This window comes from Wolbachia endosymbiont (group B) of Villa cingulata (assembly GCF_964028285.1).
Classification (GTDB): Bacteria; Pseudomonadota; Alphaproteobacteria; order Rickettsiales; family Anaplasmataceae; genus Wolbachia.
In genome coordinates this window covers 711,039-725,854 of the sequence record NZ_OZ034766.1, presented here as the reverse complement: position 1 = coordinate 725,854, position 14,816 = coordinate 711,039, and the positions used below count along the sequence as shown (strand labels likewise).

The window sequence follows — 14,816 nt, the reverse complement described above, 5'->3', positions numbered from 1 at the left end:
AATAACCGCGGTGTATAGCAATTGTAAACGCGGCGGTAAAAAAATAAAAAAAGGAGAGAAAAAGACATGATAAGTATAACTGAAGGAAATAATTTAGGCGATCTTCTGAAATATGAAGTGTCCAACCTATATTCAAGAGATCAAATAACAGTAGCTAAAGGTCAAAATCTTAAGCTTGGTGCAGTAGTTGCCAAAAAGACGGAAGATGGTTTTATTAGAGTACTTAATCCTGTTGGAACAGATGGCACACAAACAGCAATAGGTGCAATAGTAAGTGATGTAAATGCGACAGAAAATGCCAAAGCAGTAATTATTACTCGTGGTGCAATACTAGCAGATCATGCAGTTGTGTGGCCAGCAAATATCACTGAAGAACAGAAAGCTGAAGCAATAAAGCAACTTGAAGCACGAGGGATCATTATCCGCAAGGGAGTTTAACTAAAATTAATAAGGAGAAAAAGAATGCAAAATCCATTTACAAATACAGCATTTAGCATGACGGCACTAACAAATGCGATGAATATATTGCCGGTAAATTATGGACGAGTTGAAAATTTAAATTTATTTCCAAGTAGGTCAGTAAGATTTAGACATATTACAATAGAAGAGCAAAACGGAGTATTAAGTTTATTACCAACGCAAGTTCCAGGGGCACCAGCAACAGTAGGAAAAAGAGGAAAAAGAAAGGTAAGAACATTTACAATTCCGCACATTCCACATGATGATGTAGTATTACCAGAGGAAGTACAAGGAGTAAGGGCATTTGGATCAGAGAGTGAACTGAAAGCGCTGGCAGATGTAATAACTGACCATTTACAGCTAATGAGAAACAAACATGCGATAACATTAGAACATTTGCGAATGGGAGCGCTGAAAGGAATAATTTTAGATGCTGACGGGTCAGAATTATTAAATCTGTACAACGAATTTGAAATTACACCAAAAGTAGTAAATTTTGCCCTTGGAACAGCAACAACAGATGTCAAGCGTAAGTGTCTGGAGGTATTGCGACATATTGAAGACAACTTAAGTGGCGAATATATGACGGGAGTTCATGCCTTGGTAAGCCCTGAGTTTTTTGATGCATTAACTTCGCATAGTAAAGTGAAAGAAGCATATGAAAGATGGCAAGAAGGAGCAGCGCTAAGGAATGATATGAGATCAGGATTTACGTTTTGTGGAATCACGTTTGAGGAATATAGAGGGCAAGCAACTGATCCTGAAGGAACGGTTAGAAGATTTATTGAGAAAGATACAGGGCACTGTTTTCCACTAGGAACAGCGAGCACATTTACAACATATTTTGCACCAGCAGACTTTAATGAGACAGTAAATACTCTTGGACAGCCACTCTATGCAAAACAAGAGCCAAGGAGGTTTGATAGAGGAACAGATTTACATACACAGTCAAATCCTCTGCCAATGTGCCATCGTCCGGCAGTTTTGGTAAAAATTAGTTCTAGTTGATGAATATAGGGAGATTATTAGAAGATTGTTTTGAGCATTTAGGAGTGGAAGCCACATACTGTAATAAAAATAAGGAGGGTATTCGTAGAATAAAAGTGCTAATAAAACGTCCTGAGACTACGTACTCTCTAGGTGCAGATGGAGCATTAACTCAGCAAATTGCTTCTATAGAAATACGTGATCAGGACGTTACTTCCTTTAGCATAGGCGATTATATCAAGATTGAAAAAAGGTTCTACAAGATTTTTGAACCACCGTTAAAAGATTCTTCGAGTGAAATATGGAAAATTGAGGCAATAGAAAGTGTTTGATATTAAAATTAGTAACAATATTAATGAAATAATCTCCAATATTGAAAGAAAAGAGCAGAAAATAAAACTGGCAGCTATAAAAGCGCTGAACAGAACAGCAATATGGCTAAAATCAAAAGCAGCTAAGGAAATCAGTGAGGAAAAGAAGGTAAAATTAAGTTTGATAAGAAAGAGATTAAGAATTTTTAAGGCGAAAACTAGCAGTGTTGATTAGAGCAAATCTCTATGACATTAGAGCATCGACAATTGGCAAAATACAAAAAACAAGAAGAGGATCGAAAGTAGGAAAGCACCAATTTATAGGAGGATTTGCAGCAGTTATGCCAAAAGGAAATAGCGGTATGTTTAAACGTGAAGGAAGGGCAGCATTGCCAATAAAGGAAGTTAAATTGTCACTGAAACCAGAGGCTTCAAGGATAATAGGGAATCTTGTTAATTATGAAGTTGAAAAGGTATTTGAAAAATATTTTATACATTACATGAGTTAAATTATATGCATGACAAAGTTCTGGAAAGATTTACATCAAGCAATTTGCAGCACACTGAAGGAAGAAATACCGTCTATCCAGACATGTGAAATTTATCCAGCAATAAGAAAAGAATTATTAGCGCCAGCGTTATTTGTAGAGCTTGTGAGTTTAGAATCGGGAAAAGATCCTGGAACAGAGGAATTAGCGCTGAAAGCAAGATTTGAAGCGAGAATTGTAGTTGATGGAACAGTCGAGTATTCCTCGTTAGTTGTAAGGTCATTAGCAGCAGAAGTAGCAAGAGTAGTAAATAAAAATACTTGGAACGTAAAAAATATTTCTCCTGCTGAATTTCTCTCTGCAGAGCCTGATGGATTTAGACCCGAATTAGATGCATATTTGGTGTGGATGGTTGATTGGAGTCATCAGCTTCATTTAGGTAAATCGATATGGACAGAAAATAAGATTAAGCCACATACGATTATAATAGAAGAAAATGTTAGAGAGTAATTTTGCTATTTCAGAGCTGCAAAGAAAGTTAGCAAACATTGTACGAATAGGAGTTGTAAAAGAAGTAGATTATGAGAAAGCAAAAGTAAGAGTGAAGATAGGAGAACTTTTAACAGATTTTCTTCCATGGATAACTTCTAGAGCAGGAGAGGAAAGAAGCTGGCTACCACCAAGCATAAATGAACAGGTAGTAATATTGTCACCATTGGGAGAGTTATCATTAGGAGTAGTACTAGCTGGAATATATCAGCAAAATTATTCTGCTCCAGAGAATAGTGAAATGATTAACAGTTTAGTATTTCAAGATGGAACAAAGTTATTGTATGACAAAGAGAGCAAGAATCTTGAAATTTCTGTAGTGGATAAATTAAATTTCAAAGTAGGAAAATCAGAGATAGAAATGACAAAAAGTGGAATCAAACTGAAAGCAGAAAGGATCGACTTAAATTGAACAAAGGAATAGTGAGGTTAGGAGACTGCTGTGGAGAAGCTATACCACATTTCTGCATTAGCGGCAGTAACAATGTTTTTGTAAATGGTAAGCCAGTTTGCCGAAAAGGAGATAATTTTACAGAAGGTAGAGTATTAATTGAAGGATCAAAAAAAGTGTTTGCAAATGGCTATAGTATAGGAAGAGTTGGAGATTCAATATCTTGTGGTTCTAAAGTAATAAGTGGTAGTAGTAATGTTTTTTCAGGATAAAAATAAACTATCTGCTATACTTACCAAAAGTAAAGTTATGAATATGGATATAACTACTAGCCTATTAGGAGACATTAGTAATTTAATAGATAGAGCAAAGAATCATCTTTCTGTTCAATTCAATTCTACTCTAGTATTGTTAAACTGGGAAATTGGCTCCAGAATTGATCAAGATATTCTAAAGCACAAACGCGCAGATTATGGGAAGCAAATCATCTCCCAACTTGCAAAAGAACTTCAGATTAAATATGGACGTGGGTTTGATAGAGCGTCATTATTTCGTATGGTGCAATTTTCTAAATTCTTTCCTGATCAAGAGATTGTCGCGACACTGTCACAACAATTGAGTTGGTCACATTTTGTAGAAATTATTGCAATTTCTGATGAGCTAAAGCGTAATTATTATATAGAAATGTGTCGTATTGAAAGGTGGAGTGTTAGGGCACTACGTAGTAAAATCGATACTATGTTGTATGAACGTACAGCACTAGCAAAAAAACCTAAAGATTTCATAAGAAGGAGTATAAAAAATTTACGTGAAGAAAATATGTTAGCACCAGAATTCATTTTTCATGACCCATACTTCCTTAGCTTCATGGAATTGCCATCAAGTTATAGTGAGACTGATCTAGAAAATACAATCTTGGATGAATTGACAAAGTTTTTACAAGAGTTTGGGAATGATTTTTGTTTTGTAACACGTCAAAAAAGGATGAGTACTAAAACAACTGACAGGTATTTGGACCTGCTATTTTTTCACAGAGGATTAAAACGCCTTATAGCAATAGAACTAAAAATAGGTCGCTTTGAACCAGCTTATAAAGGACAGATGGAATGGTATTTAAATTGGTTAGATAAAAATGAACGAAAAGCAGGTGAAGAAAAACCGTTAGGGATTATTTTATGTGCTGATAAGGATCAAGAGGATATAGAATATCTTGAACTCGAAGGCTCTAATATTCATGTTGCACAGTATTTAACACAGCTTCCTTCTAAAGAAATTCTTGAAAAGAAGTTGAGAAAGGCTATTTCTATAGCACGTGAAAAACATGCAAGTATTAAGTCAGAGCCATGAAAAATATATGAGAGGAATGGATGCTAAAACAGGAAAAGCGTTAGAAGGAATAGAGCACTTAAAGCAATCGATAATTGATATACTGACCACTCCAGTAAACAGTAGAATAATGAGGAGAGATTATGGCTCAAGATTATTTGAATTGGTGGATAAGCCAATAAATAGAGATTTAACTTTGGAAATCTATGCAGCAACAGCAGAAGCACTGGGGAAATTTGAGAAGAGATTTAAGTTAGAAAAAGTAAAGATTGCTGAAGCTAAAGAAGGAAAAATGACTCTTGTACTTGAAGGTATGTATCTTTCAGAAGGCAAATTCATAGGTATTAGTGGAGTAGTTGTTTAGAAATGCAGACATCTAATATTATTGAAAAACTAAGCTATGAGGAAATCTTTTCCAGAATGAAGGAGGAGTTAGTGTGTAGAGATGAAACCTTTTCAGCGTTAGTAGAAAGTGACCCAGCGATGAAGGTATTAGAAGTAGCAGCATGGAGGGAATTGTTACTAAGACAAAGAATAAATGAATCAGTAAAGAGCAATTTACTAAAATTTGCGACAGGAGAAGATCTTGATAATTTAGCTGAGTTTTATGGAGTGGAGAGGCAAAAAGAAGAAGATGATGAACGATTTAGAAAAAGAATTAAAGCAAAGATAGCAGGTTGGTCAACAGGAGGAAGTAAGGAATATTATAAATATCATGCACTGTCAGCAGATAGTAGAGTAAAAGATGCACTAGTAGAATCACCTATACCAGGGAAAGTACAAATTTCAATCTTATCAACACAAACTGGCATAGTGTCAGAAGAACTACTTGAAATTGTAAAAAAGCAGGTTACTAGAGATGATATAAGGGTTTTAACAGATACGATAACAGTAATTGGTTGCAATATTACGGAAATAGATATTGACAGCAGAATGAGCATAAGTTCTGTAATATCAAAGGAGGAAATTAAGGAACAGTTCATCAAGAAGTTTGAAGCAAGTAGAAGGCTGGGATGGAATGTTACAAGATCATGGATAATAGCGAATTTATTTGTAGATGGTGTAGAAAACGTAGAATTAATCGAGCCAAAAGAGGATGTTGTGGTTCTGGGAAATGAATGTGCAAATTTGAGAAATTTAAAGATTGAGTTGAATTAATGTTACTGCCACCAAATGCAACAAGGCAGGAAAGAGCGCTAGTAGATGCGATAGATTATAAAGTAGATCCAAACTGTATCAGAGGATTTAAGTTTAGTCTTAAAGAAGAAACATTGCCGTGTTTGATTGAGGAATATGAATTGGGGGAAATACTACGCTGGGTAAAAGATAGAAGAAAAGCCGTAGTAGAAGGAGTAAAATTTCAAAGACTGAGAGGAACTCCAGCATCACTAAAAATAGCACTAAAATGGGCAAATATAGAAGATATTACAATTATCGAAGAACCACCTGGTAAACATTTTTTCGAGTTGCAAATAGGAATAAAAGATGTTCCAAATGACTTTTTTGTGGATGCAGTAATAGAACTTGCAAAACTATCGTTACCAGCAAGATCGCGGCTAATGAGGATTTTCAATGATCACTATAACGTTGATAGGTTTATTTTAGATGAAAGTTTATTCGGCAGCTTATTGTCAGACTATTCAGGTAGAAAAGTTGAAAAAGATGGACCAGTACTGTCATTTGGTAGAAAGAACACATTTGAGCTAAAAAGCTTAAATCCAAATTTTAAGTTTAGCACTTTTCGGATTCATTATGAGCAAGCATTTAGTAATGACATATATCGATTAGATGTAGCAATCCTTGGAGAAACCGAGCCTCACACAAGGGATTATAAAGGCATCTATGAAAGAGATCATTTGTGGTACAACTTAAAAGCACTATATCCATTACCACAGAGTTTATTACCATCGATTAAATTTGCAAAAGCGCAGATAGTATTATCAGACAGTTGGGATTTAGGAGACATAAATACGTGCTTTCCAGTAAGTAGCGTAGAAGAAAGAGGAAATAAATTTGTATTGGGAAGCGATAAACTTTCAGGGCAATATTGGAATTTAAAACACAAACCAATTTTAGAAAGGTTTAGCGTTACTCACCACTACAAAGTAGAAAATTATACTGATCAGAAGATTACAAACTATGTTTTAGCAGAACACAATGTTTACTATAAAAACGATTTAGAGCAAAAAGACTCAATACATGAATTAGAAAAGCATATTTTGGTATTTTACCCAGGAGTACTGAAATGGCACGAACATCGACATTTGCACAGAAGTTGGAAAAGTAGTCAAGTTATATCTATAATAAGTTAAGTACTTATATTTAGATCCTCATATATTATATTAATAACAGGTAAAAGTGTATGAAATAAAAAGAAAAAGACTTGCTTTCTTATGCTAAAACAGACATGACTTGAATAGCAGCAGGTAAACATAAGAAATTTATCTGGCGCTAGAAAAGCTAATTTTGTGAGGTAAGTATGAAGTTTAGCAAAGAATCTTTTAGTAAGTTTTTTAAAGAAGTATCAAGTAAAGGGTTTAAAAACATTAATAAAAGAAATGAAGAAGGAGAGACGATATTGCACCAAGCAGTAGAAATCTCTGATTACAAAACAGTGAGATTATTAATAAAAAAAGGGGCAGAGGTTAATGCAAGAGATAAAAATGGTTATACACCTCTGCACTGTGCAGTATTTGCGAAAAGTTTAGAAAATGTAAAAGTGCTGCTAAGAGAAGGAGCAGAAGTAAATGCCACTCAATATGTCACTGGATGTACGCCACTGCACTCTGCGTGCAAAATAGGAGGAGCAGGAGTTGAAATAATAAAGGAGCTAGTAAAAGCAGGAGCTGAGGTTAATCAACTGAATAAATATGGTGCAACACCAATGTACTATATCTGGGAAAGTGAAAAGTATTCTCTGTGTGATAGCAAAGAAAGTGAAAAGGCAAGCAAATTTTTGAGAGAAAAAGGAGGAATAACAAAAAGTAGAGAACTGACGTGCTATGGAATAGAGAGGCTAGTGGGAGAAATAGCAGACATGTTGAATGGAAGCTACATGCCGGAGCTAAAAATAATAGAGATAGGAGAAATAAGGAAGAGAGACAAATCGCTAATAAAGAAAGAATGTAAAAATTTAGCAAGCAAAATAATGAGCCAAGTGAACGAAATGATAGATGAGGTAGCGAAAAGGAAGGTTTAAAAGAGGGATTTAAATTTAAAGAAAAGGTGAGGTGGATTATGTTAAAGCTTGGCAAATTTAATAGGTCAGCAAAAGAATTATTAGAGAACTCATATGAAAATATTTATGAAAGAGACGAGAAGGAAAGAACAGCTCTGCATTATGCAGTAGAGGTAAAAACAGTGAAGTTATTAGTTGAAAAAGGAGTGAATGTGAATGCAGCAGATGTGAAAGGATACACAGCACTGCACCTAGCGGTAACGGAGAAACGTCTAGAAATCGTGAGGGAATTGATAAAATCAGGAGCAGACGTAAATGCTGAGGAATATGGAAATAAATGCATACCTCTACACCTTGCGTGCATGGTAGGTGAAAAAGAAATAGTGGAGGAGCTGGTAAAAGCTGGAGGAGAAATAGAGCAAGCGGATAAATTTGGAATGATAGCGATGGATTATGCTAAAAATAGCAAAAAGATAACCGAGGTATTAAAGAAAGAAACAGACAGAATTGAAAAGTTATTTGAACAGCAAAGTGGGAAATCTTCTATAAGAGGCTAAAAGCATGGAGAAAGAAATAGAAAAGAAGGTAATGAATTTAGAGAAAAAAGCGTTGGTAGAGTTGAGAAGAATATGGAAGAAGGTATTTGGGGAAGAAGCGCCTAGATACTCAAAGAAATATCTGATACCAAGATTAGCTTATAGAATGCAGGAAAAAGCATATGGAGAAATGTCAAGAAAAGGAGCAAAAAGACTAGAGTATCTGGCAGATCGACTAGAGAAGGGAAAAAGAATAAGTAGTGACAAATTACCAGTAGAAGGGACAGAATTAATACTAGAGAGAGGGGAAGAGACTCATACAGTAATGGTAACAGATAAGGGTTTAATCTACCGAGAAGAATTTTTCACATCATTATCAGCAGTAGCCGGGAAAATAATGGGAATGAGCTACAACGGACCTTTATTATTCGGTATGCGTGATAAAAATGAAAATTGAAGAGAATAAAATGCTAAAAGAAGTAAGGTGTGCGATATATACAAGAAAATCAAATGAGGATGGGCTAGAACAAAAGTTTAACAGTCTTGATGCCCAGCGAGTAGCATGTGAAAAGTACATAAAGAGCAGAGAAGGCTGGGTAGCATTGGCAAAAAGGTACGATGATGGCGGCTATTCAGGAAAAAATTTAGAAAGACCAGCGATAAAGGAATTGTTTGAAGATGTTAAAGGAGGAGAAGTAGATTGTGTGGTAGTATATACGCTAGATAGGCTCTCGAGAGAAACAAAAGACAGCATCGAAGTAACGTCATTTTTTAGAAGGCATAGAGTAAATTTTGTAGCAGTAACGCAGATATTTGACAATAATACGCCAATGGGAAAGTTTGTACAAACAGTGTTATCAGGAGCAGCACAACTAGAAAGAGAAATGATAGTAGAGAGAGTAAAAAATAAAATAGCAACATCAAAAGAACAAGGACTATGGATGGGTGGAACTTTGCCGCTTGGGTATGATGTAAAAGATAAAGAATTAATAATAAATGAGAAAGAAGCAAAGTTGGTAAAACATATATTTGAGAGGTATATAGAGCTGAAGTCAATGGCAGAATTGGCAAGGGAGTTAAATAGCCAAGGTTACAGAACAAAATCAGATATCTTTAAAAAGGCGACGGTGAGAAGAATAATAACAAATCCAATATATATGGGAAAAATACGGCATTATGACAAACAGTATGAAGGAAAACATGAAGCAATAATAGAAGAAAAAAAATGGCAAAAAGCGCAGGAATTGATAAAGAATCAACCATATAGAAAAGCAAAATATGAGGAAGCATTGCTTAGGGGAATAATTAAGTGCAAGAGCTGTGGTGTAAATATGACACTAACGTATGCAAAAAAAGAAAATAAAAGGTACCGATATTACGTGTGCAATAACCATTTAAGGGGAAAAGGTTGTGAATCAATAAACAGAACTATAGTAGCGGGAGAGGTGGAAAAAGAAGTGATGAAAAGAGCTGAACGCTTATATGGAAATGGAGAAAATTTAAGCTTCAGAGAACAGAAAGAAGCAATGAAAAAATTAATAAAGGGAGTAATGGTAAAAGAAGATGGAATAGAAGTGAGTTCAGAGGATAAGGTGGAATTTATACCAATAAAAAAGAAAGGAAACAAATGTACAGTAGTAGAGCCAGAAGGAAAAACAAATAATGTACTACTGAAAGCAGTGGTAAGAGCTCATTTGTGGAAACGGCAACTAGAAGAGGGAAAATATGAAAGTGTGAAGGAGCTGAGTGCCAAAATTAATATAGGTACAAGACGTATACAGCAAATTTTGAGGTTGAACTATTTAGCACCAAAGATTAAAGAAGACATAGTAAATGGGAGACAGCCAAGAGATTTGAAATTAGTTGATTTGAGAGAAATACCGATGCTGTGGAGTGAGCAATTGGAGAAATTTTACGGCTCAGCGTCGTAACGTTTATAAATGTAATAGTTTAGACTTAATCTGACAAGCATGAATTATCTGACAGAAGAATCGACGAAGTCAAAACCGATATCAGAATCTGCTTTAATGTTATCAATATTTTTTTGGTAAGCAATATGCATACTGTCAAAAAAGGTCTGCATAGGAGTCTTACCGTAGCAATACTTACCAGAATGAGGTCTAGCTCTATTGTAAGAATGCAACCAATGATCAACATCTAACTGAAGCTCTTCCAAAGTACTATAAATCTTTTTCCTAAAGATAATATTGTAACATTCGTCTTGCATAGTTCTATGAAGCCTTTCACATATACCATTAGTCTGTGGAGAATAAGCTTTGGTTCTAGAGTGATCAATATTTTCTATTCCCAAATATAGCTGGTACGCATGATTCCCTGGTTTGCCACAATACTCCGTACCTCTATCGGTTAAAATGCGTAGCAATGGAACTTTCTGTTCATCAAAAAATGGTATAACTCTATCATTGAGAAGATCTGCAGCTGTTATGGCAGTTTTCTCCGTATAAAGCTTAGCGAAGGCCACTCTAGAGTAGGTATCAATAAAAGTTTGTTGATAAATTCGTCCAATACATTTGATATTGCCTACATAATAGGTATCTTGACTACCTAAGTATCCAGGGTGTTGTGTCTCAATTTCGCCATGTGCCTCTTTTTGTTCCTTAGCTTTTTCTAAAGCAGTAACTTGCTCCTCTGTCAAAATTATACCATCTTGTACTACCTTCGCTTCCAGCGCTTTCAATCTCTTTTTAAAATTTTCAAGATCGTTTCTTTGCCATATTGATCTTATCCCGCTAGCAGATATTAGAATTCCTCTCTTTTTCAGTTCATTTGCTGCTCTTTCTTGTCCATATGCTGGAAATTCTATTGCTATTTCAACTACTGCTTTTTCTATATTCTCTGATACTCTATTTGCATATAATGGCTTACTTTTACTTATCTCATGTAATCCCTCTTCTCCTCCTGTTTCATATAGTTCTTTGAATCGGTAAAATGTATCTCTCGAATATCCCATCACTTTACATGCCTGCGATACATTCCCTAATTGTTTTGCAAGTTCTAGCAATCCTAACTTTGGTTTTAATATTTTTTCTTGTGTTGTACTCATATCTGACACTCCTTTAAAATTTGTTTATATTTTTATCTTACTCTATTCGCTTGTCAGATTAAGTCTAAACTATTACAGTTCCCAAGATTGCAGGTATTTCTTTCACCCTTACTTTATCTTCTGATTCTATTTCAATACCAAAACCCATTTCAAAAAGCTTATCTTTATAAGTTTCAACCATCTCCATTCCAGCTTGGTTTTTAATTTCAACTGTTTCAGGAAGAAGAAGTTTTTGTCTTTTCATGCTTGATTTTTGCTTTAAGCACTCGTATATCAATCTCTCATGAGCTGCGTGCTGATCTACTATAATTAATTTGCCTTTAGCCTCAGCAATAATGTAAGTATTGTAGACCTGACAGCGTGCATATCCCAGGGGATGATCCTCTATTAAATCAATTTGCTCCCTTTCTAGAACCATCGTTCCCTTTTGGGGTGGAGATTCTCCATATTTAAACGTTTCTGGTAAGCTTTGCCTTCTTTCATCTGGTGCATTGAATTCTTTCATTAGACGATTTTCTAAAAGACTTGGTCTCTTTTCATAAAACTCTTTTTGATCTTTTTTCTCTTGACTATCAACCTGCTCTTGGCTTTTACTATCATTAAAAATTAGCTCCTCTTCAATACCTTGATCACCCGCTGCAAATCTCGTTGATAGTGTTTTTATTATCCCTCTTCTCACTATTTCATATATTAGCCTTTTATTCTGAAATCTTACTTCCGATTTATTTGGATGCACATTTACATCTACTTGGTCATATGGTACTTCTAAATGCAACACTGCAAAAGGATACCTATTGTTTGGAATAAAATCGTGATACGCATATCTAATTGCACCAACAAGTAGATTGTCTTTTATTGGCCTTCCATTAACAAACGTATAAATCTGAGTTGAGTTGCCACGATTGACATTAGGTTTACAGATGTGTCCCTTAAGTTTGATGCCTTCTTCTTCCTCTTTAACTTCCAGTGAATTGCTTTGAAATTCTTCTTCTATTTCACATAATCTGTTGAACAGCGAAGTTTGCTTAACATATTTTAAGAGCTTTTTATTACCAGAAGTGAGAGTAAACCCAATACTATAATTAATCATCGCTAAGTTATTCACAATATCAACAATACTTTGTGTTTCCGCCCTTTCGGTTTTTAGAAACTTTAGTCTATTTGGTGTAGCAAAAAATAAGTCACGAACTTCAATATATGTACCTTGCAACAAAGAACAAGGGGTAATCTCTCTTATTTTTTCTCCTCCCTCATATCTTATAGACCATGCTTCCTTTGCTCCACTTGCCTTGGATGATAATTTCATTCTGCTTACTGCTGCAATTGAAGGTAAAGCTTCTCCCCTAAACCCAAGGTGCTTGATTTCTATTAACTCACTATCGCTTAATTTTGAAGTGGCATGCCTCATAAGTGCTAGTTCCAGATCGTTCTTTTCTATTCCATTTCCATCATCTGTCACAGTTATAAGGTTACGTCCACCACTTTCTATTTTGATCTCTATCTCTGAACTTCCAGCATCTATTGCATTTTCTACTAATTCCTTTACTACACTCGCTGGCCTCTCTATTACCTCTCCCGCTGCTATACGATTTATAGTTTTTGTGTCTAAAAGAATTATTGCCATATTTTCAATTCTCAGTCTGATGAAGATATAGCTTTAATGTTAATAAAAATCAATCTCTATTAGGCATCTTCACTAATTTCAAAACAGAAATAATTGTAAAAGACCCAGGCTAAAATTTTATGGCAAGCTCTCCTGTAGTTTAATTTTAGTTGAATATTTCTTCACAATTGTGTATAATTATTAATGCTTTTTAGGTTAACTTATCATGGCTCTTTCCAAGTTTCTTGATGCTCGCAATGATATAGCTTTTCGCCGTATCTTTGGTACCGAAAAAAATAAAGATATTCTTATTCACTTTCTCAATGATATACTAGGTCTTACCGATGACAATAAGATTAAAGATGTCTCCTTTCTCAGTCCCATTCAAGACCCTGTCATCGCCTCTCAAAAGCAAAGCATTGTTGATGTTCTCTGTGTTGATTCTACAGGAATAAAAACAATAATTGAGATGCAAGTCGCTAAAACTACTGGCTTTGAAAAACGTGCCCAATATTATGCCGCTAAGGCCTATTCAAGTCAAGCTGATGTAGGTGACCAGTATCATGATCTTAAAGGCGTTATCTTTATTGCTATTGCTGATTTCATCTTATTTCCTAATAAGCTGGCTTATAAGTCTGATCACGTTACTTTTGATAAGATGACCTTTGAACATGATCTCAGAGACTTTAGTTTTACTTTTATAGAGTTACCTAAATTTAAAAAAAGAGAAGATCAATTAGAAAATATAGTAGAGAAATGGTGTTATTTTTTTAAACACGCCGGTGAAACAAGTGAAGAGGATCTAAAAAAAATAATAGGAAGTGATTTAATTATTGGCAGGGCTTATGATGAGCTGAACCAATATAATTGGAGTAAAGAAGAACGTCTTGCTTATGACCAAGCTAAGAAACGTACCGATGATTATTTATCTAGTCTTGAAGAGAAACTTCATGAAGGCATCCAAATCGGCCATCAAAAAGGTAAAATTGAAGGTAAAATTGAAGGTATAGCAGAGGGTGAACAACAGGCTAAAATAGCTGTGGCCAAAAATCTACTTAGTGCTGGAGTCTCTACTGACATCATATCACAAACCACAGGTCTTTCTTTCGATGAGATCAAACAGTTACAGGCAGAAAAGACCACATAGTCCCCCTCAATTTATCGCTCTGCTTATTCCTTGAACAACTGATGTTCCATTTAAGAATGTATCCGGCTTTTTAGATAACTGTACTTTCCTTGAAACTTCCTGACTCAAGTCTTTATAAGGCTTTTCTACTTTCTGTTGTAACATTACTGTTTCTTTTTCCTCTTTTAAATTGCTTCTCAAATGATCTATAAACTTATCAGTTTGTTTAAATTCTGGACACGCTTCTTTTGCAAATGAATATAGGGTTTTTGCTATTTCATCAGAAGATCTCCTATTATTTTTTCAATTATAGCTGATTGCACTACCACAGGATCAAAGTTTAGATTTGTCACTGATATTCCTGACTTAATAGCAGTTTTATTCAACACTTTCTCAAATCTATTTGTAATATTGAGTGCATAGCCCTGTGCTTCTAGTGGAGATATAGAATGATCTACTGTAGAAACATACTTTTGACCTGTAACTTTTCTAATAAACACGTCAAGTAACATTATCGTACCATTTACATCCACTCTTGCATCTACTTGTGAGATAGGACTTGGAGTGCTCTCAGGTTTAGAACTTAACAATCCACTTATTGAGCTTCTTACCCAACCAAATAAATCATTTATCCATGCAGTTGGTCTTATACCACTGCTTGTTGCTATTTCAGGTTGATTACTTGAATCTATAGCAAGAAGTTTTCTTGACATATGATGACGAGCATGATCTCCATGATGATGACGGCGTTTGCGTTGTAAAGGTTCTCCTCTTTCTTCCTTAACTTTTTCCAAATAT

Annotated in this window: 18 protein-coding genes and 2 pseudogenes; 16 read left to right on the top strand and 4 right to left on the bottom strand. The window is 35.0% G+C overall.

The features are described from left to right. Positions 1-66: 66 nt before the first annotated feature. The 15 genes and pseudogenes from ABWU52_RS03785 to ABWU52_RS03715 all read left to right on the top strand — a co-directional run bounded on the left by ABWU52_RS03785 (position 67) and on the right by ABWU52_RS03715 (position 10,156). The gene (locus ABWU52_RS03785; RefSeq protein ID WP_250120151.1) at positions 67-438 is read left to right on the top strand and encodes a head decoration protein; all 372 of its coding nucleotides are present in this window, start codon (positions 67-69) and stop codon (positions 436-438) included. 24 nt (positions 439-462) lie between these two features. Next, positions 463-1,467: a major capsid protein gene (locus tag ABWU52_RS03780; protein WP_353276192.1), complete on the top strand. Its 1,005-nt coding sequence runs from the start codon at positions 463-465 to the stop codon at positions 1,465-1,467. Continuing rightward, positions 1,467-1,778 (top strand): hypothetical protein, encoded by a 312-nt coding sequence (locus tag ABWU52_RS03775; RefSeq protein WP_264707723.1) that lies wholly within the window; start codon positions 1,467-1,469, stop codon positions 1,776-1,778. The genes ABWU52_RS03780 and ABWU52_RS03775 overlap by 1 nt, the downstream gene beginning before the upstream one ends. Continuing rightward, a pseudogene (locus tag ABWU52_RS03770) lies at positions 1,771-2,266 on the top strand (phage tail protein). The gene ABWU52_RS03775 and the pseudogene ABWU52_RS03770 overlap by 8 nt, the downstream one beginning before the upstream one ends. A gap of 9 nt (positions 2,267-2,275) precedes the next feature. Next, a complete protein-coding gene (locus ABWU52_RS03765; RefSeq protein ID WP_353276190.1) occupies positions 2,276-2,755 on the top strand; it encodes a hypothetical protein in 480 nt (159 codons plus the stop codon). Next, positions 2,742-3,206 (top strand): phage baseplate assembly protein V, encoded by a 465-nt coding sequence (locus ABWU52_RS03760; RefSeq protein ID WP_047759504.1) that lies wholly within the window; start codon positions 2,742-2,744, stop codon positions 3,204-3,206. Before ABWU52_RS03765 ends, ABWU52_RS03760 begins: the two co-directional genes overlap by 14 nt. Then, positions 3,203-3,457, top strand: a complete 255-nt coding sequence (locus ABWU52_RS03755; protein WP_226080738.1) for a PAAR domain-containing protein — start codon at positions 3,203-3,205, stop codon at positions 3,455-3,457. The genes ABWU52_RS03760 and ABWU52_RS03755 overlap by 4 nt, the downstream gene beginning before the upstream one ends. Beyond that, positions 3,441-4,532, top strand: a complete 1,092-nt coding sequence (locus ABWU52_RS03750) for a YhcG family protein (RefSeq protein ID WP_353276187.1) — start codon at positions 3,441-3,443, stop codon at positions 4,530-4,532. The genes ABWU52_RS03755 and ABWU52_RS03750 overlap by 17 nt, the downstream gene beginning before the upstream one ends. A 7-nt stretch (positions 4,533-4,539) precedes the next feature. Next, entirely contained in the window at positions 4,540-4,875 is a 336-nt protein-coding gene (locus tag ABWU52_RS03745) for a GPW/gp25 family protein (RefSeq protein ID WP_264735441.1), read from the top strand. Between the two features lie 2 nt (positions 4,876-4,877). Continuing rightward, positions 4,878-5,669 carry a baseplate J/gp47 family protein gene (locus ABWU52_RS03740; RefSeq protein ID WP_353276186.1) on the top strand — a complete coding sequence of 264 codons (792 nt, stop codon included), beginning with the start codon at positions 4,878-4,880 and terminating at the stop codon, positions 5,667-5,669. Further along, complete coding sequence (locus tag ABWU52_RS03735) at positions 5,669-6,823, top strand: phage tail protein (RefSeq protein ID WP_353276184.1); 1,155 nt, start codon at positions 5,669-5,671, stop codon at positions 6,821-6,823. The genes ABWU52_RS03740 and ABWU52_RS03735 overlap by 1 nt, the downstream gene beginning before the upstream one ends. Positions 6,824-6,990: 167 nt before the next feature. Further along, entirely contained in the window at positions 6,991-7,710 is a 720-nt protein-coding gene (locus tag ABWU52_RS03730; RefSeq protein ID WP_353276182.1) for an ankyrin repeat domain-containing protein, read from the top strand. Between the two features lie 38 nt (positions 7,711-7,748). After that, positions 7,749-8,246 (top strand): ankyrin repeat domain-containing protein, encoded by a 498-nt coding sequence (locus ABWU52_RS03725; RefSeq protein WP_353276180.1) that lies wholly within the window; start codon positions 7,749-7,751, stop codon positions 8,244-8,246. Between the two features lie 4 nt (positions 8,247-8,250). Then, complete coding sequence (locus tag ABWU52_RS03720; RefSeq protein WP_353276178.1) at positions 8,251-8,682, top strand: DUF2924 domain-containing protein; 432 nt, start codon at positions 8,251-8,253, stop codon at positions 8,680-8,682. Between the two features lie 10 nt (positions 8,683-8,692). After that, positions 8,693-10,156 carry a recombinase family protein gene (locus ABWU52_RS03715; protein WP_353277709.1) on the top strand — a complete coding sequence of 488 codons (1,464 nt, stop codon included), beginning with the start codon at positions 8,693-8,695 and terminating at the stop codon, positions 10,154-10,156. Positions 10,157-10,200: 44 nt separating this feature from the next. On the opposite strand, the gene ABWU52_RS03710 is transcribed toward ABWU52_RS03715, so the two are convergent. Together ABWU52_RS03710 and mutL are read right to left on the bottom strand one after the other, a co-directional pair. Next, positions 10,201-11,289: an IS481 family transposase gene (locus ABWU52_RS03710; RefSeq protein ID WP_353276176.1), complete on the bottom strand. Its 1,089-nt coding sequence runs from the start codon at positions 11,287-11,289 to the stop codon at positions 10,201-10,203. Between the two features lie 67 nt (positions 11,290-11,356). After that, a pseudogene (gene mutL / locus ABWU52_RS03705) lies at positions 11,357-12,913 on the bottom strand (DNA mismatch repair endonuclease MutL); the annotation flags it as partial. 205 nt (positions 12,914-13,118) lie between these two features. Between mutL and ABWU52_RS03700 the strand changes: the two are divergent. Beyond that, the gene (locus ABWU52_RS03700) at positions 13,119-14,039 is read left to right on the top strand and encodes an Rpn family recombination-promoting nuclease/putative transposase (protein ID WP_353277657.1); all 921 of its coding nucleotides are present in this window, start codon (positions 13,119-13,121) and stop codon (positions 14,037-14,039) included. Between the two features lie 6 nt (positions 14,040-14,045). On the opposite strand, the gene ABWU52_RS03695 is transcribed toward ABWU52_RS03700, so the two are convergent. Both ABWU52_RS03695 and ABWU52_RS03690 read right to left on the bottom strand, forming a co-directional pair. After that, entirely contained in the window at positions 14,046-14,219 is a 174-nt protein-coding gene (locus ABWU52_RS03695; RefSeq protein WP_353277655.1) for a hypothetical protein, read from the bottom strand. 71 nt (positions 14,220-14,290) lie between these two features. Then, positions 14,291-14,812: a latrotoxin-related protein gene (locus ABWU52_RS03690; protein ID WP_353277654.1), complete on the bottom strand. Its 522-nt coding sequence runs from the start codon at positions 14,810-14,812 to the stop codon at positions 14,291-14,293. Positions 14,813-14,816: the final 4 nt, after the last annotated feature.

Coding starts and splice junctions, on each gene's coding strand:
- ABWU52_RS03785 (WP_250120151.1), top strand. CDS start 67: ATGATAAGTATAACTGAAGGAAATAATTTAGGCGATCTTCTGAAATAT.
- ABWU52_RS03780 (WP_353276192.1), top strand. CDS start 463: ATGCAAAATCCATTTACAAATACAGCATTTAGCATGACGGCACTAACA.
- ABWU52_RS03775 (WP_264707723.1), top strand. CDS start 1,467: ATGAATATAGGGAGATTATTAGAAGATTGTTTTGAGCATTTAGGAGTG.
- ABWU52_RS03765 (WP_353276190.1), top strand. CDS start 2,276: ATGACAAAGTTCTGGAAAGATTTACATCAAGCAATTTGCAGCACACTG.
- ABWU52_RS03760 (WP_047759504.1), top strand. CDS start 2,742: ATGTTAGAGAGTAATTTTGCTATTTCAGAGCTGCAAAGAAAGTTAGCA.
- ABWU52_RS03750 (WP_353276187.1), top strand. CDS start 3,441: ATGTTTTTTCAGGATAAAAATAAACTATCTGCTATACTTACCAAAAGT.
- ABWU52_RS03745 (WP_264735441.1), top strand. CDS start 4,540: ATGAGAGGAATGGATGCTAAAACAGGAAAAGCGTTAGAAGGAATAGAG.
- ABWU52_RS03740 (WP_353276186.1), top strand. CDS start 4,878: ATGCAGACATCTAATATTATTGAAAAACTAAGCTATGAGGAAATCTTT.
- ABWU52_RS03735 (WP_353276184.1), top strand. CDS start 5,669: ATGTTACTGCCACCAAATGCAACAAGGCAGGAAAGAGCGCTAGTAGAT.
- ABWU52_RS03730 (WP_353276182.1), top strand. CDS start 6,991: ATGAAGTTTAGCAAAGAATCTTTTAGTAAGTTTTTTAAAGAAGTATCA.
- ABWU52_RS03725 (WP_353276180.1), top strand. CDS start 7,749: ATGTTAAAGCTTGGCAAATTTAATAGGTCAGCAAAAGAATTATTAGAG.
- ABWU52_RS03720 (WP_353276178.1), top strand. CDS start 8,251: ATGGAGAAAGAAATAGAAAAGAAGGTAATGAATTTAGAGAAAAAAGCG.
- ABWU52_RS03715 (WP_353277709.1), top strand. CDS start 8,693: ATGCTAAAAGAAGTAAGGTGTGCGATATATACAAGAAAATCAAATGAG.
- ABWU52_RS03710 (WP_353276176.1), bottom strand. CDS start 11,289: ATGAGTACAACACAAGAAAAAATATTAAAACCAAAGTTAGGATTGCTA.
- ABWU52_RS03700 (WP_353277657.1), top strand. CDS start 13,119: ATGGCTCTTTCCAAGTTTCTTGATGCTCGCAATGATATAGCTTTTCGC.